We start from the raw sequence: 16,869 nt of genomic DNA on the forward strand, positions 1-16,869 counted from the left end.
ACTAAAATTATATGAGCACCTATTGGGTAATGTTTGGCATCGGCGCCATTGTGGCATTGGTTGCTGTATATTTTTTTATCATTGGACTGCTGGACGGATCCGTCAGCGCTAACAATATGCTCCTTTGGATAGGATTGTTGAGTGTAGTCGGTGGCGTATTGTTTGGCAGTCTCTGGCTGAAAAGTTCTGGCAATCTTCTTGCTGCCAAAATTCTGGTGGGGGTATTGGCTGTGCCTGGCGTTATCGCCGGCTTGTTGATGCTGATTATTTTGATTACCAATCCGCGCTGGAATTAGCGGAAATCGAGTTGTGTTTGAAAAATACGCAAATCTGCGTAGTCAGATTACGAACCTCTGCGGATGTGTAAGGGTAGGGGCAGATCATAGATTTGTATTGTTCGATTTAACCATCACTTATAACAAACAAATTTATGAAAACGACCATCCTTTCAATCATCCTTTCCGCGCTGACTTTCCTCACACTCCCCGCTATTGCACAAAATAACGTCGATCCCTGGTCTGACGAAGCCATCAAAGCAAATGCAGACAAAATGTATCAGGATCTGATGAAACAATACTCTGATGAAGCCATTCAGCAAAATGCGAATGTCATGCAGCAGGAAGTCATGCAGCAAGTGCAGGAAACCTACGATCGCTCATACGCTGAAAATATGGCCATGTACGAAAAGATCATGGCTGATGCCGAGATTTACCGCCAGAATCTGGAACAGGAGCTGATCGCCAAATACGAAAATACCATCCAGACGATTTATGCGCAGACTATGGCAGAATTAAACAATACCGCCAATCCTGATAAATTGTATGAAGAGATTTATAACAAAGTACTCGCAAGCGCCACAGAAAAATATGTAGAAGCTTATGCCAATGGTGCAGCAAACCCCGCTGCCAGCGCAAACAGCTCGCTTGACGCACTGAGAAACGCTGCACAAGCCAGTTCATTTTCCCACAATCTGGTCAAAGAAATTCAACTGGCCTGGCCGACAGGGGACCAATCTTACTGGGTGAAACGTCGTTACTAGTTTTTTTTCGACACCAAAAGTGCCTGTCCCGGCAAAAGGCCGGGGCAGTTTTTTTAACCCTTTAAATTCCCCAAAATGAAAAAGATATTGAAAATCTCTGGTATCATTATAGGCCTTTTTCTGTTATTCATTCTTTCCTTTGGCGGATATAGTGCCTGGAAGTTTGAGAATATGCCGCCACTCCCGGTCCGGCCACTGGCCATTAAAGCGGTCAATGACTCATCCCTAATCGCACATGGGCAAACAATTACCACTGCGATTTGTGCGTATTGCCATATGGGTGAAGACGGGACGCTGAGCGGAAAAATTTTTGCTTCCAAAGAAGAAGGTTTTGGCGAAATATGGTCCGCCAATATTACGCACAAAACATTGGATAATTATTCAGACGGAGAACTCGCTTACACCATCCGCAGGGGCATTACCCGTGAAGGTCGCTACATTGGCCCTTTTATGGAACATACCCTTATGTCAGATGAAGATATTACGGCAATTATTTCCTTTTTGCGGTCCGATCATCCCATAAATCGATATTCTGAATTTACCCCACCGCCGGCGGATTGGTCATTTTTGGCAAAAGTGCTGATTGCGGGAGTAGGGATATTTAAGCCCACGCCTGATGGCGTTAAGCCGTGGCCACATCCCGATCCAGCTGACCCTGTATCGCATGGCCGTTATCTGGCAAATGTGAGACTGGGATGCGGTGGCTGTCATAGCGCAGGTTTTGACACCAACGATCTGGTAAATCCGGAAAAATCTGTAAACTTTTTTGGAGGAGGTAACCCGGTCCATAAAAATGAGCATTCTGACGTAGTGTATTCTGCCAATATCACTATGCACCCGGAAGACGGAATCGGCAAATGGACGGAAGAGCAGTTTCGTGTAGCGGTAACCGGCGGATTGAGACCTGATAATAAACCATTAGACCCCGCGATGCCAAGGTTTAATTTTCTTTCAGACGAGGAGACGCATGCGTTGTGGTCATATCTTAAGACGGTTCCTGTGCTGGAAGATTCCCCTGAAAAATAAATTATACCAGGACCAATTATACGGGTTCTTTGCGAATGATCCTGTAAACTCCTACTTTAGAATAGAATTGCACCTTACACTCTGGAGTTTATGTCGCAGCGCCCTGTAATCTTCTTAGCCTTTGCCAATGATCCGGATTCTCATCTCGAAATGCTTAAGCAGGAAGGCAGGGATATATATCGGACTTTGCAGTCCCTTCACGACCAGCAGTACATCGAATTGTACCGGGAAGAAAGTGCTGCTATCGACGATATTTTCTATAATTTCAATCGCTTTAAGGACAGGGTCGCCATCTTTCACTATGGCGGCCATGCCAGTAGTACGCATCTGCAACTGGAAGACCGGCAGGCAGATGCGCGGGGACTGGCCCGGATGTTTGGTGAGCAAACCTCGCTCCAGCTGGTGGTACTCAACGGTTGCTCTACCCGAAGCCAGGTTACCCGCCTGCTTGAAGCCGGTGTTCGGGCGGTAATTGCTACTTCCGTCCCCGTGAATGACAATATGGCCTCGGAATTTGCCGTGCAGTTGTACCAATCTCTCGCCAATAGTGGCAATGTCCGTAATGCTTTTAACCAGGCCGTCGCCTTTCTTGAAACCAAATACGGCAATGCCCGGGCCGCAGGGATTTTTCGCAGTGCCGATTGGTCCGAATCAGACGAAAACAACGAAACTATACCGTGGGGACTTTACATTCATCCGGAGGCAGAATCTGTGCTCGAATGGAAACTGCCAGATCATAAAAAGGTGGCACTCCCGGAAGGATTTGGTGCTTCGGTCAGACAAAACCATAAAGTCAATGAATATATTGTCACCGTTCTGGAAGCCATGGCCGCTTACAATAAAGCGTTGTACCGGGAAATGGAAGACGAATTTGGCGACCCCCGCGATCCCCGCGAATTTCCTGAGCTTATTATAAAAAATTTCCCCTGGCCGATTGGCGCACAGTTGCGGATTCTTGTGGCCAATTCGGATATGATGAATGCGCCGGGACTATCGCGGCTGCGTCAGCTGATCTATGCGTATGTGGTAAGCGCCAAATTTTTGTGTTATATCTTGCTCGCGCAGTTGTGGGAGGTGAAAAATAAAGGCCAGGGAAGTCTGGGAAGCAATCTCCTGGATAGTTTCCTTTCTATTACTCCCGAGAAGGCCGATAATTATGATTTCTTCCAACTGATCGACCAGGCGAGGGACATTTTTCGGGAGAAAAAAATTGACGCTTATGTAAAGGAAGTGGAAGTCATATTCAAAAGCCTGGAGGCTAAAGACGAGGTGTTTTTGGCGTATCAGTTTCTGGAAGGTGTACGAAACCGACTCAATGATAATTCCATCGCTCCGGAAGAACTCGCGCAACTTTGTAATGAATGCGAATTTTGCCTTTCCGTCATTTTGAAGAAAATAGCTTTTCTTGCCGGATACCGCCTCATTACCATTAAGGATATAGGAATTTTCAAGCCCCGCCACCGCGAACCGCTTTTCCGGGTACAAATGGGCGTGCTCAATGCATTTGACAGCGAGTTTTTAAGAGAAAAAGCCAGAGACCAGCATATCTATACCGATAGCCATTCAATTCTTCTGGTAAAAGACCTTCGGGATATCGACCATTTTCTCAATCTCTCACCTTTCATTGTTGACAAGAATGCTTTTTCGGGAAAACCCGTGCCTAATGTATATATGTTCAACGCCCGGGTTGGTAGTAATTATGAATACCTGAGTGTGAATTTTAATATCAATAAACCTGACCCCGAGGCACCGGATAAGATCATCACCGAAGATGCGTCCTATGCCGTGCTTCAGGAGCAGTTTCAATTATTTACCAAATAAAACCCAACAGCCAACAGCCAATTCTATGAACAGTCCATTTAAATTTCTTGATTCGTATGGGAGGGAGGACAAAAAGATCTTCTTTGGCAGGGAGGCTGAGGTGGAATTGCTGTATGAGAAGCTGTTTGAAACACGTCTGATCTTATTGTATGGCGCGTCGGGTACAGGTAAGACGAGTCTGATCAACTGTGGATTAAGCAACAAATTTCAGGATACCGACTGGTTTGCAATGTTTGTACGACGGGGGGATAATCTGTTGAATTCGCTTCACCGGGAGATTCGCCGGCGGAGCATTACCCCGATTGATGAAACTACCGGGCTCGTACCCTCGCTAAAATCCCTGTATTACGATCATTACAAGCCTATATACCTGATTTTTGATCAGTTTGAAGAGTTGTTTATTCTTGGCACTGAAGCAGAACAACAACTGTTTTTATCAGAACTGGCCCGTCTGCTGGAAATCAATATTCAGGTTACCATTATCCTTTCCATGCGGGAAGAATATATTGCCTCACTTTCTGAGTATGAAAAATATATCCCTACTTTATTTGACAACCGGATCCGCCTGGAAAAAATGAATGCTCAAAATCTGCGAAAAGTGATTGCCGGAACAACCGCGGCTTTTGATATCGGGATGGACGAGCCTGATGTTACCCTTGACGCCATGATATCGAAGCTGGGGAACAAAAAAACGGGCATTGATCTTACGCATGTTCAGGTATATCTGGACAGGCTGTACCGCAAGTTTCAGTCTTTGTATGGTGTTGAAAAAAAGGTCGTTTTTGATCCGGCACTCGTTGTTGCCGCCGGCGAAATCGAGAATGTTCTGGCACTGTATCTGGAAGAGCAACTGAATCTACTCGGACGGGAAGTAGGACGTGCAGACGTACCTTTGACCGTGTTATATACCCTGGTAACGGATGACGGGACAAAGCGAAGTCTGGGACAGGCGGAAATCCGCGACTTATTGCCGGCAGATATGGGAATTTCGGCAGAAACCCTTAATTTTTGTATCCGCAGATTTGAGGAAATGCGCATTCTAAAAAGTATTGGGTGAAATTTTAATCGCACAGACAATTTTGAAATACGAACTTACCCACGATTCACTGGCCAGACAAATTGAGGAAATGGTCTCCGACGAACAAAAAATTCGCCGGAAGATGCTTCGTTTTCTTCAGGAACAATATGCCCGCTATGAGAGCAGCCAGGTACTGATGAACCGTGAAGACCTGGACTATGTGCGGCCCTATCTGGGGTCCCTTCCACTAAATGAATCCGTGAAGGTTTTTGTGCGGAAAAGCGAAACATCGGTCAAAAGAAAAGGACAATTTCTGGCCGGAGCCGTATCTGTGATTGTGTTGATTATTTCGGTGCTCGGCATCCGGGCATATATCGAGGGCCAACGTTATCAGGCGCAATACCTCAACGCTAAAGCCAGACAGATTAGCACAACCGATCCCTCCATGGCTCTCCGGCTGGAAGAAGCTGCCTATGCCATAGACGATAATGCTGCCATCCGGCAGGATATGTTTGAAACTTACCGTAAAAATGCATTTTACCAGATTTTGCTCAAACTCGATGGGCCGGTGATTGCTGCTGCCCGGTCAGTGGATGGCCATCAGTTGGTTACCGTAACGGCTTCCTCACCAGTGCCGCAAATCTGGAATGAGAAAGGTCAAAAAACCGGAGAACTGACTGGGCATATTCATCCGGTATATGATGTTGATATTGCCGGAAACGGACATATCGCTTCGGCTGGTAATGATAAAACCGCTATTCTTTGGGGAGAGGATAGAAAACCTGCCGATACATTTGTACCGGCAGAAGGTGATCAGGCTGCCGATATTCGCTCGGTTGCGATTTCTCCTGCAGGCACACATGTTGTGTCGGGCGCTTCCGATGGGAAGGTTTCGATATGGCTTACCGGCAAACAGCAGCCCATCTTTGAGTTGAATGCGCAAATGGAAATTACCTGCGTGGCGATTCATCCTCATGCTGCTTCCTTTGCCGTAGCGGGGAATATGCATGATATTATCTATGGTTATTTTACGGAGTCCGGGTGGGAAACGGCGCGGTTTAGCATGCCGGGTGATGCGATTCAAAAGTTGGCTTATTCACCTGATGGCAAATATCTCAGCAGTGGGGATGGAAGCGGAAAGATCTTACTGTGGGAAGTTGGATATGATTCCATTAAATGGTTGAAGCAGGTTGGGCAACATCGATCAGCCGTTCATGCGCTGGCTTTTTCTCCCGACAGCCGTTGGCTGGTAAGCGGGAGTGCCGACAGTACGGCAGTTCTATGGCCCATGAATGCGGGGCGTCCGGTGCGACTTCTGGGACATACAGGCGAGATTCGCTCGGTGAGTATTGGCGCCGATAATCTGATGATGACAGCCGGGCTGGATTCGACAGTTCGCATCTGGAACATGCCTGATCCTCCTCCTTTTTTCGAAACCGAAACGCATGGGCGAGGGGTTTCTGCTTTGGCATTTTCTCCTGACGGGCAACGCATTGTGACAGGTGGCCGTGATCAGATGGTAAGCCTGATCGATCCGGTGAATAGTAAATTTCTATGGACACACCAGCATCACCGGGAACAGATTCTGGCCGTAGCAATTTTTCCGGATGGAAGGGTCGGCTCTGTCGATGAATACGGAAGCGTAGTGCGGGTAGATGCTGAAAATAAGGCGATTGATCGCGAATTTCAGGCCGGAGAAATCGCCTTGCTGAGTGCCGCATTTTCCCCCGACGGACAATGGCTGCTGACCGGGGGTACCGATAGCACTGCCCGGCTTTGGAATATCGACACGGGTGAAGAAAGCCTGGTTTTGCCACATCAGGGACTGGTATTTTCCGTTGCGTTCAATCCGGATGGGAATTACTTTCTTACGGGTTGTGAAGATTCTTCGGCTTATCTTTGGGATAAAACGGGTAAAAAAGTTCAGGTTCTATCCGGGCATAAGGGAGAAGTGCTAAGTGTTGGTTTTACCCCTTCAACGGGGCGGATTCTCACGGGTTGCCAGGATCAGAAAATCAGACTTTGGGACAAAGGCGGCAAGCTTTTTCGGGTATTTGGCGACCTGGCGAAGCCCGTAAATACGGTGGCTGTAAATCCCGGCGAAACGCTGCTACTGGTTGGTTACAAAGATGAACGGGTGGTCATGTATGACCTGGAGGGATATGCGATTGCAGATATTTCAGGTCATAAAAATATAGTCAACAAAGTAGCTTTCACTCCCGACGGAAAATGGATAGCCACAGCGTCTGACGACAAGTACCTTCGTGTGTGGAATGATTTCCGGATGCCATTGGCTGATTTTCTCAATGAAGGCATTCTGAATATCCTTGACACTCACATCAGAAAACAATATGATATAAAGTGATTTTTTACTTTCACAATATGCGTCTGCACCAGATTTTGATTTTGCTCTCTTTCTGCCTTTTTTTTCACTTCAATATGAGCGCGCAGACTACCCCGATGAAGGTTGAGCCTTCGGGTAGCGGATATCGATTTTCCCTCGATCCGAAACCCGTGCCTCCCCTAAAGCCCGTGGGGGGAACTGTTCAGCCTAAGTGGCTGTATTTCTGGGAGTTTGGTGATGGGCACTATTCGGAGGAAGAATCGCCCATTCATATATTTTCCCGTCCTGGTGAGTATGTAGTAAATGTCTGTCTGACGCCGGCTTATTCGCTCGATCGCGGTAAAAAATTTACGCAGTCTGTACAAATATCGAAATCGGGCACAACCCCCCCGGAGAAATCCTATCCCTTGCTGACGCCGGTTTCTGCCATTCGCCTTACCAGTAACAACAACGAACTGGTCATGCGGGAGGAAATGCAACTGGTGGTTCATTATCTTCCGCCTCCCGGTTATTCCTCAGGGAAAATCGTGCTGGCGTTTAATGAAAAACTTTCTACCCGGAAGAGTTTCCGTTATTTATCCTCCCGAACTTACAGTGGCGAAAAGGAGATTGCAGATATCTATGCGGATCCTTCTGTAAAAGCCAATCCTGAATATCTGAGCTATCTTGAATCTCAGGCGGGAGAATACCAGAGTGTTGTGGCATACGCATATACGTCCGGATCTTCTGCAAAACCCGCAAGATTGTTTGTTTCGCTTCAGGTTGAAAGTCCGCATGTGGGAACAGAAATTGGAATCCGGGCTTTTTTTATTCCTGATAAGGGCCCAATCCGAAAAGCGGGTACCTCATTTACCAAAACGATGATGATTCTGGCTTCCCATGACCCAAACCGAATTACGGTGATACCTCGTACGATCGAGTACCCGGTTTCGGTGGATACCAGCATTCTCTATCGGGTATTTTTTCAAAATAAAGGAGAGGGAAACGCCAACGGCATCCGGGTAAGGGTAAATATCGATCCCGCGCTGAATCCCGACAGTCTGGAAGTGCTTGAGGCAACGATTGCATCCGAATTTTGTCCACCATGTGCAGACAGTCTGGCCGAACGGGCGAGTTGTCTGGAGATAGAAAAGCAGAAAGGATTTGTGGATTTTGTTTTCAAAAACGTGCGCCTGGCCGGAACCAAAGGGGCAGAGACCCTCCGGAATCAGACTACAAAAGGAGAAATTGTGTATCGTATCAAACCCCTTGCCGCAGAGGGTACCAAAGCGCCGGAAGTCCCGGATGTAGATGCCTTTTTTACCCGTGCGGCAATAAAGTTCGATACAGAAGATGATACCATTTACACCAACCTGATTGATATACAAGTGCGCCAGCGGACCATCGGGATAAAGGTCGGGTATAATCTGGGGCGAAACCTCAGTGAACTGATCGCCAGTGCCAATGATCTCTCTAATATTTTTGCGGCGGTGACATTTGCCGACAACCCGGTGCATAAAGGTAAGGCTTTTGAGTCTGAACTGGCTTATTCGGGGTACCGGTTTATGCGCGCCAAGTCGCAGTTGTATATTTCGGAAGATGACCCCTTTCGCCGTGATTCTATTCGCACAGACCTTTCGATCAACCTGTATTATCTGGATGTGCTGGCCCAGAGCCGGTTTCACTTCAATGATTGGGTGGGAATAGGTTTTGGCGGTGGTTTTTCCACCCTGCTTGCAGGTGCCGGACAATATGAAGCAAAACTGAAGAAAGGACAATCTGTGCAAACCGTCAATCAGGAAGTTCGTACCGGTCTGCTTTTCCTGGGAAAACAATATGATACCCTCAGTTTCCCGGCTGGAGAAAAATTTGATCCGGAGATCAGAAACAACCCCGGATCGTATCTGGCAATGAATATGTTTGCAGAGATGACCTTGGGCAAAGTCAACCGGGGACCTATGGTGGGATTTCGATATGGGAGCCGTTTCCAAAATGGGCTCTTTGATTTTTCTTTTGCCCGGCAGAATTTTATGCAAGTATTTTTTCAGTGGAAAATTTAACCTGAAAACCCATGCGTCAGAAACTATTCCTTTTTCTGTTTTTCATAACGATTGTATCTCAAACTTTCACTCAGACCCTGACCTTCACTGTAACCAATACACTGGACGACGGAAGCTCAGGATCCCTGCGATGGGCACTTTTTTCTGCAAGTATAGCGGTCGCAGATAGTGTGATCATTGATTTTAATATACCGGGAGCAGGGCCGCATATAATTATGATGACTTCCTCTCTCGCTCTGTCATCGGACTATGTTACATTGGATGCCACGACTCAACCCAATTATGAATTAGGGATGATAAAGCTGCATATGGCGGAATTGTTTTCAAATTTTACAATTTCCGGCAACTTCTGTAAAGTGTATGGACTTCATCTTACCAGCGCGACAAGTGATCCAACCTGGCCTACCTTGAGTCTGACGGGATCCAATAACCGAATAGGTGCACCAGGTAAAGGGAATATTATGGCAGAGGGAGCCAGAGGGATATATCTGGATGGCGCGTCGAATGCGATTCAGGGCAATTATATAGGTGCTGAGCCCTTTCCAGACGGAACCTACCTGAACAGAGGAAATAGTGATGCGGGTATATTTATTGCCAGTACTGCAGGATATAACCTTATCGGAGGCAGTAAGGCTGGCGAAGGGAATGTCATCGCTTATAATCAGACGGGCATTGAGTTTGAAGCTTTTGCGCCTGTGAGCATTTTTGGGAATCAGTTTTTTTGTAATACAGGCGAAGGAATTTTAAAAGGCAACCCTACGAGTGCTTTTCCTGCTCCGACCATTACAGAAGCCAGGCTCTCTGCCGTTACCGGCACAGGAGAGGCAGGAAGTACAGTGGAAATTTTTTCGGCAGATGAACTGCCTTTTCAAAATGCCTGTTTTCAGAATCTCTGCCAGGGTGGAATACCTTTGGGCACCGCAGTGGTCGGCGCAGACAATACCTGGCGGCTTTCAGATGGGAATTTTCTGGCGGGGATGCAGGTTGTGGCCATTGCTACTGCTGCTACTGGTGAAAGTTCTGCGTTTTCAGCTTGCGCCAGTGTGCAATGTGCCAATGAGGATCTGGTCGTGACAAGCCTGTCGGAAACAGGTCCCGGTAGTTTTCTCTCCATATTGTCATGCGCAAAAACACTTGAGGGGCCCCGGACGATTTCCTTTAATCTGCCCGGCCCGCCTCCGTGGGAAATTCCGGTTTCCACTTTAACATCCATTAACATAAATAATCCCTACCTCAGGATAGACGCCACTACACAACCCGGTTATGTGCCTGGCTCGGTCATTATCGATGGATTGGGATTATCAGAAGGAATTACGATAATAGGAGACACCTTAGAAGTGTATGGCCTGCATTTTCGCAATTTTACGTTTGCTGCCTTCGCAATCGGTGGAGTGGGCAATATTGTTGGGGCTCCAGGCAAAGGAAATATGTTTACAGGTAGTTTATCAGGGTTTCTTCTGGCAGAGGGAAGTAGTGATGTACTGATTCAGGGCAACTACTTTGGAACAGTTCCCGACACTACCGGTGATTTTTTCGATCTTGGCAACAGTAGCTATGGAATCTATGTATTCGAATCAGATCAAATAAAATTTGGCGGTAATAACCCCGCAGAGCAAAATATCATTGCCTTTAATGATACTGGCATATACGTCGACAAATTTTCCAGCCAGATTCAATTTGCGGGCAATCGCATGTTTTGTCAGGCAAATGGGGCAATCGTTTTTGAAAATGAAAATACCAACCTGGGCAAAATCCCTCCAATCATACTTTCTGCAACTGTAGATACGGTTTCTGGCACCGGGAACCCGGGGGATACTATCGATGTTTACGCTGCTGACTCAAGAGGCTGTGCAAACAACACAAATACCTGTGAAGGTAAATATCTGTTAGGAAAAACCGTAGTTCAGGGCGACGAGACCTGGAAACTCTCTGGAAACTATGCGCTTTCAGGACTGAATGTAACGGCAATTGCTACTGATGTCCTGGGTAACAGTTCTGTGTTTGCGCCCTGCGTGGAAGTTCCTGTAGTGGAGGAAATCATTTCTGTCATTCGTGCGCCTACCGCATTTACCCCTGATGGAGATGGCATGAATGAAGCCTTTATCATCCAAAACATTGAAAACTTCCCCAATAATGAACTGATTATCCTCAATCGTTGGGGCAATCAGGTGTATTATTCGCGATCCTACAACAATGACTGGACGGGTACCACTTCAGGCGGACAACCGCTGCTGGAGGGAACATATTTTTATGTCCTGAGAATAACTATTAATGGAGTCAGACAAACCACCCGTGGCGCGATTACGATTGTGCGCTAAATTGGAACATTCCTCAATTTCCCGGCTATGAGAATACTATTTACACTTTTTTTTCTGGTTATTACACCATGGCTCAGGGCGCAATTGCTGCCCTTTATGACACACCATGAGGCCAATAGCTTTCTGGTCAATCCGGCCATTCCGGTTTCTCATAGGATTATCAACCCCGGAACTGCTACTTTTGAATACCGGCAGGTTGCGGCCATGACCTATCGCGACCAATGGTGGGCATTTGGTGAATATCGCCCCAGAACCTATACCGCTACTTATCAGCGATATCTTAAACCATCAGACAGGGGGGTAGATTTCTGGGCTGGAGGATATTTGTTTTCAGACAGAGTCGGTACCAGCAACGTATCAGGTTTGTACACAACATTCTCTGCACACAGAGATTTGGGCACAGATCAGCATTTGTACGCAGGATTGTCGCTGGGACTTTCGCAGTTTTCTGTTCGGAATGCGCTGTTGACCACAACAGATCCCGGCGATATTACCCTTACAGGAAGCGACAAAACCGAGTTTTATCTGGACCCGGGGATTGGCGTTTTTTATACCAATCAGGCCTATTTTGCCGGGTTTTCCATGCCCAAAATTGTAGGCCTTACTGCCAATGGTACCCGGGAAAGACTGCATCATTATTATTTCCTTTTTGGCACTACGCTTGCCCGCCGGGTGGGGCCTTTCCGTTCGGTAGAACCCTATTTATGGCTTCGAATGATCCGCAATGCCGCTGCGCAAATGGATATGAATGTGCGGATGACATTCAATTCGCGGATTCCTTTTTGGGTAACATTTGGGGTGGACAATACTGTCGCTATTCACGGAAACGTGGGCATCATTACACCTGTGCAACAGGGGAAAGCAGATCTTCGGGTAGGCTTTGGCTATGACAACCGGATAACCCTTGTCAATCAACTGGGAGGGGGACTGGAGCTTACCGTGGCATGGCTGATGCATTAGCGAAGGTTATCCTCTTGCCAGAAATGCACGAATGGATGGATCCGAAGAATCTTTGAAAGCTGCGGGACTTCCCTCAAACAACAACTGATGCCGGTAAATCATTGCTACCTGGGTCGCAATATTCCGGACGGTGGCCATGTCGTGTGTGATAATGATAGACGTTCTGCCCGGTTTTTCTGCAAGTCTTTCTATCAGTTCGTCAATGGTATCAGCGCTGATCGGATCAAGTCCCGTAGTGGGTTCGTCATACACGATGTACACCGGGTCGTGAATAATGGCCCTTGCAATGCCCACTCTTTTACGCATGCCTCCCGAAAGTTGCCCCGGGTATTTCTGTAAAATTTCAGTGCCCAGATTTACCTGCGCCAGTGCCTGCACTACGCGGTCTTTGATCTCGTTTTTGGTTCCTTCGCGATTTTCAAAGAGTTTTAGCCCTACATTTTCCAGTACATTGAGAGAGTCAAATAGCGCTGCTCCCTGAAAAACTACCCCAAATTCGTCCAGAATCCGCCGCCAGTCCTTCTGACTCAGACTGCTGATTGCCTCTCCGTCGATATAGATTTCTCCGGAATCGGGTTTCTCCAGCCCCATAATCAACCGTGAGAGGACTGATTTTCCCGCCCCGCTACTGCCGACTACGCAGAGTTTGGCCCCTGTAGGAATTTCCATTGAGATATTTTCCAGCACAGGTTGCTGGCCAAACCGTTTGGATATATGGTCGATTTGTATCACGTTTATTTCAGCTTATTGTAGGCCAGCCACCAGCGTTCGGGAATGTCATCTGTGCGGGCAAATTCATAATCCGCGCGTGAGCAGGCGATGAGCCTTGTTTGCGGTTTCTTCTTTCCCAGCGAATGCTGATAAGGCACTTCCATCCACCAGCGGTCAGTAGTCGGGTGCTGGTAAAATAGGATTTCTTCTATACTGGCATGTAGTCTTACGGCATATTTCCGCAGGTTGGACCGGTCCTCAGCGGGATAATCTTCCCAGCGGTTGTAGTAGCCTTCCGCAAAGTACCAGCACATCATCGCTACGAGTTGAGCTGTCTGGGTGGAATGGTCTTTTTTTACGCTAAAATCACAAATGCTCAATGTGCTCAGCCCATAAGCCAGGCCTGCATAGCGGGCGATTCTGCATATTTCCATCGCAGAAAATCCTCCGGGAGAAGCCGAAAGTGCGCCGGGCGCCTCTGGAAGCCTAACGGATGAGAGGTCTATACTCATCATATCTGCCGTGCGGATCGGGGGCTCTGCCTCCTCCGCTTTCATATTGATATCGCCGTATCTGACCGCCAGAAAATTGAGGTCTTTGAGTAATTGGCGCTGTTCGGGTGAGACAAAAAAACTCTGATAGCCGAGGTTGGTATAACTGAAAAGATAGTTGGGCTTGTGGAGGAAAATCTTGTGGTTGTACGAACGGCTGTTTAGCATTATGTCAGAATCTTCGACATCAAACCTGGCGTCCACATGAACATATTCAATATTTCTCCCCATATCTTCATACGCCATAAATTGCCCGTAAGCGATTTCCTGGCTCCCACCAATAATCAGTACCGTTTTCCCCTTACGTACAATTTCTGCCAGCACATAAGCCAGCATTTCGAAATACGCTTCCGGCGTTTCTTTGGGTTTGAGATTGCCGAGGTCAGCTACCCGGGGCTCTGCTGCCGGGAGGGAGAGCTCGTACAGACATTTTCGCACGGCGTCTGCTCCGTCGGACAGACCTTTGGTCAGTGCCCCCCTCTCTTCCAGACATCCCACAAGCAGGATGTCTGCATTTTCCCAGTCGGGAAAACTCTGGGTGAAAACCGGAATATGGCGTCCCCATCTGTCGGGATGGAGGGTTTGTTGAAATTCGGAAAGCACCGGGTCAACCGGCTGAAAAAATACAGATAGATCCATCGTCAGCTGTCGGATTCAGATTGAGAAAAACTAAAGTGCACAATTTTTCCTGACCAAAATGGATAAATTTTGCTTTCGCGCCAAATAATATGCGCGCATTTCCAAATACGACAGGGATCCGAGGGATAGAAAATTTTCTGTACCTGCATTCTACTAAAAATAGATTTTTGTAAATTCTCCCCCAAATCCTATGCTCATGACAACGATCAAAAATCTTTCCCTCGTCTTATTCTCCGCACTGCTGTTTTTCTCCTGTGAGGAAAAAAGTACTATCGATTTTGGCGGTGTGGTACCTGAGTTTGTGTTTACTCATGTCAATGTCATCCCCATGGACAGCGAGCGGGTGATGGAAGATCAATCAGTTGTCATCGGTGGGGGGAAAATTCTGGCAGTGGGTGATGCCGGACAAATCTCTGTACCTGAATCTGCAAAGGTGATCGATGCTACCGGCAAGTATCTTATGCCCGGCCTTGCGGAAATGCATGCGCATATTCCCGTTCCACGGGAAGGGCAGGAAGATGTAGTCGATGAAACGCTTTTCCTGTACCTCTCCAACGGTATTACTACTATTCGGGGCATGCTGGGTGATCCTTTTCACCTTGAACTTAAGGCGCGTGTGGCAAGGGAAGAAATTGTCAGTCCGCGCATTTTTACCTCCGGTCCTTCACTCAACGGAAATACGGTCCCCGACCTGAAAATCGCAGACAGTACGGTTCGGGCGCAGAAGCTTGCCGGTTATGATTTTATGAAGCTGCACCCAGGTATCAAACGCGAAGTGTTTGACAAAATCGTCAGCACAGCCAAAGAAGTAGGAATGCCTTACGCCGGACACGTATCTATCTATGTCGGCATCCGCCACGCGTTGGAGTCAGACTACGCTTCGGTCGACCATATCGATGGATACCTCGAAGGGCTGGTTCCCCAAAGTGCAGGTGTAAAGCCGGAAGACAATGGTTTTTTTGGGTTTAATTTTACTGATCTTGTTGATACCTCCCTGATCCCCGAACTCGTTGACCTTACCCTCTCTCACAATGTCGCCGTTGTGCCTACACAAGGGTTGCTGGTGCGGTGGACTTCCACCGAAAAGCCCGAAATAACCATTGCCGAACCAGAAATGAAGTATATGTCGCCGCGCACCAGAGACCAGTGGGTACAGAGTAAATTTGGCTTCCAGCGTTTGGAAAACTACGATTCAGCCCGTGTGGCAGATTTTATCGCCATTCGCAAAAAAATTCTGAAGGTCCTCCACGAAAAGGGCGCACTGATTGTACTGGGATCCGACGCCCCGCAGGTATTTAATGTGCCCGGATTTTCCATTCAGCACGAGTTGGCGGCGATGCTGGATGCCGGACTTACGCCTTATGAATGCCTGGTTACGGGTACCCTCAATCCGGCAAAGTATTTTGATAGGGAAGGGGAATTTGGGGTCGTCGCAAAGGGAAGTTCGGCAGATCTTATCCTGCTTGACAAAAATCCCCTGACAGATTTGTCAAATATGAAAAATCCGTCAGGGGTGATGTATAGGGGAAAATGGCTTCCCCGGGAAGAAATTCAGTCGAAGCTGGATGCGATTGAAGCGAAGTATAAGTGATAATTTTATCGGTTACATCCTCCCGAAAATCCGCTGCCGGAGGAACAACAATTGTTGCATCCTGCCATACTGCTCCGCGAAGGCGTACAAGGCCCCAGAAGCATATTCAGCCCCACGGAAACCTGTACCATGTCAGTAGCTGCCCGACGCGTGTTGTATCCCAGGGCATTTTGTTCCGCTAAAGATACGGTTCCCAAATCTACAAAACGCGCATGACTGCCCCTTGTCAGGGTTGAGCGGAGATCAAGGGAAATTTCATGGTTGATCCGGATAAGCATACCGGCAGAGGCGCCGTAAAGAAATGTCCAGCTGCGGGTGAGATTTTCTCCCTCACAATCGTCGCTTTGTTGATGTTCGTCTTCAGGAAGTACGTACTGTGTGCTGGCAAACATTCTCGTACCAGCCAGTCCGTCGGCATACAACCTGAGAGGAAACCGCGCAGGCGTAATCACCCGGGCCAGTCCATACATGCCAATCGATTCATTGGAAATCTGAAGATCGACCGGGCCTTCAATCGGATAGTAGCTGTCAACGGGGCGTTTTTCCTGTCCGTGAAAACCCGCGTCAAAATGAAATCCCATCTGAAGGCTTCCAAAACGGTTTTCCCGAAGATCGTCGGAAATCATATCCATACTGATTCCGCCGCCCTGGCGAAAATTCTGCGTTTGAAGTTCGCCCACAGGCTGGAAAAAACTACCACTCATGGTAAATGTGCCCTGCCCGTATAGTTGGGAAAATGTAGCGGTAAGCAGAGAAAATAAAATAGTAAAAAGGTAAGTGTTTGTTTTCATAAATGGAGAAATTAGGGTTAA

13 protein-coding genes are annotated in these 16,869 nt (G+C 47.5%); 10 read left to right on the forward strand and 3 right to left on the reverse strand.

The genetic code is table 11. The annotated features are described in order from the left end of the window. Positions 1–11: 11 nt before the first annotated feature. The 9 genes from R3D00_15505 (at position 12) to R3D00_15545 (ending at position 12,565) form a co-directional block, all read left to right on the forward strand. Positions 12–296 carry an osmoprotectant transporter permease gene (locus R3D00_15505; protein ID MEZ4774591.1) on the forward strand — a complete coding sequence of 95 codons (285 nt, stop codon included), beginning with the start codon at positions 12–14 and terminating at the stop codon, positions 294–296. Positions 297–430: 134 nt separating this feature from the next. After that, positions 431–1,039 carry a hypothetical protein gene (locus R3D00_15510; protein MEZ4774592.1) on the forward strand — a complete coding sequence of 203 codons (609 nt, stop codon included), beginning with the start codon at positions 431–433 and terminating at the stop codon, positions 1,037–1,039. A 75-nt stretch (positions 1,040–1,114) separates the two neighbouring features. Next, positions 1,115–2,065: a c-type cytochrome gene (locus R3D00_15515; GenBank protein MEZ4774593.1), complete on the forward strand. Its 951-nt coding sequence runs from the start codon at positions 1,115–1,117 to the stop codon at positions 2,063–2,065. A 90-nt stretch (positions 2,066–2,155) separates the two neighbouring features. Further along, positions 2,156–3,886, forward strand: coding sequence for a CHAT domain-containing protein (locus tag R3D00_15520; protein MEZ4774594.1), 1,731 nt, complete (start codon positions 2,156–2,158; stop codon positions 3,884–3,886). A gap of 25 nt (positions 3,887–3,911) precedes the next feature. Next, complete coding sequence (locus tag R3D00_15525; protein MEZ4774595.1) at positions 3,912–4,943, forward strand: ATP-binding protein; 1,032 nt, start codon at positions 3,912–3,914, stop codon at positions 4,941–4,943. 22 nt (positions 4,944–4,965) lie between these two features. Further along, positions 4,966–7,269, forward strand: a complete 2,304-nt coding sequence (locus tag R3D00_15530; GenBank protein ID MEZ4774596.1) for a WD40 repeat domain-containing protein — start codon at positions 4,966–4,968, stop codon at positions 7,267–7,269. 74 nt (positions 7,270–7,343) lie between these two features. After that, positions 7,344–9,287: a PKD domain-containing protein gene (locus R3D00_15535; GenBank protein MEZ4774597.1), complete on the forward strand. Its 1,944-nt coding sequence runs from the start codon at positions 7,344–7,346 to the stop codon at positions 9,285–9,287. An 11-nt stretch (positions 9,288–9,298) separates the two neighbouring features. Further along, on the forward strand, positions 9,299–11,605 hold the full coding sequence (locus tag R3D00_15540) for a gliding motility-associated C-terminal domain-containing protein (GenBank protein MEZ4774598.1): 2,307 nt from the start codon (positions 9,299–9,301) through the stop codon (positions 11,603–11,605). Between the two features lie 27 nt (positions 11,606–11,632). Continuing rightward, positions 11,633–12,565 carry a PorP/SprF family type IX secretion system membrane protein gene (locus tag R3D00_15545; protein MEZ4774599.1) on the forward strand — a complete coding sequence of 311 codons (933 nt, stop codon included), beginning with the start codon at positions 11,633–11,635 and terminating at the stop codon, positions 12,563–12,565. Positions 12,566–12,571: 6 nt separating this feature from the next. On the opposite strand, the gene R3D00_15550 is transcribed toward R3D00_15545, so the two are convergent. Together R3D00_15550 and R3D00_15555 are read right to left on the reverse strand one after the other, a co-directional pair. Beyond that, complete coding sequence (locus R3D00_15550; protein ID MEZ4774600.1) at positions 12,572–13,297, reverse strand: ATP-binding cassette domain-containing protein; 726 nt, start codon at positions 13,295–13,297, stop codon at positions 12,572–12,574. Positions 13,298–13,299: 2 nt separating this feature from the next. Next, entirely contained in the window at positions 13,300–14,466 is a 1,167-nt protein-coding gene (locus tag R3D00_15555) for a formimidoylglutamase (protein ID MEZ4774601.1), read from the reverse strand. A 196-nt stretch (positions 14,467–14,662) separates the two neighbouring features. Here R3D00_15555 and R3D00_15560 point away from each other — a divergent pair, with 196 nt between their 5' ends. Beyond that, positions 14,663–16,057 (forward strand): amidohydrolase family protein, encoded by a 1,395-nt coding sequence (locus R3D00_15560; protein MEZ4774602.1) that lies wholly within the window; start codon positions 14,663–14,665, stop codon positions 16,055–16,057. Positions 16,058–16,062: 5 nt separating this feature from the next. Here R3D00_15560 and R3D00_15565 read toward each other — a convergent pair whose 3' ends face one another. After that, positions 16,063–16,848 carry a hypothetical protein gene (locus R3D00_15565; GenBank protein MEZ4774603.1) on the reverse strand — a complete coding sequence of 262 codons (786 nt, stop codon included), beginning with the start codon at positions 16,846–16,848 and terminating at the stop codon, positions 16,063–16,065. Positions 16,849–16,869: the final 21 nt, after the last annotated feature.

This window comes from Bacteroidia bacterium, from assembly GCA_041391665.1.
GTDB lineage: Bacteria > Bacteroidota > Bacteroidia > J057 > J057 > JAGQVA01.

Excerpts from the sequence above, each read along its gene's own strand:
- R3D00_15540 (MEZ4774598.1), top strand. The coding sequence starts at position 9,299 with ATGCGTCAGAAACTATTCCTTTTTCTGTTTTTCATAACGATTGTATCT.
- R3D00_15560 (MEZ4774602.1), top strand. The coding sequence starts at position 14,663 with ATGACAACGATCAAAAATCTTTCCCTCGTCTTATTCTCCGCACTGCTG.
- R3D00_15505 (MEZ4774591.1), top strand. The coding sequence starts at position 12 with ATGAGCACCTATTGGGTAATGTTTGGCATCGGCGCCATTGTGGCATTG.
- R3D00_15515 (MEZ4774593.1), top strand. The coding sequence starts at position 1,115 with ATGAAAAAGATATTGAAAATCTCTGGTATCATTATAGGCCTTTTTCTG.
- R3D00_15565 (MEZ4774603.1), bottom strand. The coding sequence starts at position 16,848 with ATGAAAACAAACACTTACCTTTTTACTATTTTATTTTCTCTGCTTACC.
- R3D00_15520 (MEZ4774594.1), top strand. The coding sequence starts at position 2,156 with ATGTCGCAGCGCCCTGTAATCTTCTTAGCCTTTGCCAATGATCCGGAT.
- R3D00_15545 (MEZ4774599.1), top strand. The coding sequence starts at position 11,633 with ATGAGAATACTATTTACACTTTTTTTTCTGGTTATTACACCATGGCTC.
- R3D00_15525 (MEZ4774595.1), top strand. The coding sequence starts at position 3,912 with ATGAACAGTCCATTTAAATTTCTTGATTCGTATGGGAGGGAGGACAAA.
- R3D00_15510 (MEZ4774592.1), top strand. The coding sequence starts at position 431 with ATGAAAACGACCATCCTTTCAATCATCCTTTCCGCGCTGACTTTCCTC.
- R3D00_15555 (MEZ4774601.1), bottom strand. The coding sequence starts at position 14,466 with ATGGATCTATCTGTATTTTTTCAGCCGGTTGACCCGGTGCTTTCCGAA.
- R3D00_15535 (MEZ4774597.1), top strand. The coding sequence starts at position 7,344 with ATGAGCGCGCAGACTACCCCGATGAAGGTTGAGCCTTCGGGTAGCGGA.